Source organism: Mycolicibacterium chubuense, from assembly GCF_001044255.1.
GTDB lineage: Bacteria > Actinomycetota > Actinomycetes > Mycobacteriales > Mycobacteriaceae > Mycobacterium > Mycobacterium chubuense.
This window is the reverse complement of record NZ_JYNX01000043.1, coordinates 1-520: the sequence shown is the minus strand read 5'-3', so window position 1 is coordinate 520 and position 520 is coordinate 1. Positions and strand designations below refer to the sequence as shown.

The following is a 520-nucleotide window of genomic DNA, read 5'->3' as shown; positions in this document are numbered from 1 at the left end:
GGCACCGCGGGCGGTGCGGGCACCCCCGGTGGGCAGGGCGGTCAGGGCGTTGACGGCACTCCGGGCCTCCAGGGCGGTACCGGCGGCACCGGCCTGCAGGGCGGTGTCGGCGGTACCGGTGGCCAGGGTGGCCAGGGCGGCCAGGGTCCGCAGGGCGGCCAGGGCCAGCAGGGTGGCACCGGCGGAACCGGCGGCGTCGGCGGTGTCGGCCAGAATGCGACCAGCATCGGTGGCGTCGGCGCGACCGGCGGCGTCGGCGGTAAGGGCGGCAACGGCGGCTCCGGCGGTCTGTTCGGTAAGGGCGGCAACGCCGGCAACGGCGGCACCGGCGGCACGGGCGGCCAGGGCGGCAAGGGTGGCACCGGTGGCACGGGCGGCACCGGCGGCACCGGCGGCACCGGTGGCACGGGCGGCACGGGTGGCACGGGCGGCATCGGTGGCACCGGCGGGACCGGTGGCACGGGTGGCACGGGCGGCACGGGTGGCACCGGCGGGACCGGTGGCACGGGTGGCACGGGCG

Annotated in this window: 1 pseudogene; it reads right to left on the bottom strand. The window is 80.2% G+C overall.

Annotated elements, in window-relative coordinates:
* Positions 1-520: pseudogene (locus MCHUDSM44219_RS29515) on the bottom strand (hypothetical protein); the annotation flags it as partial.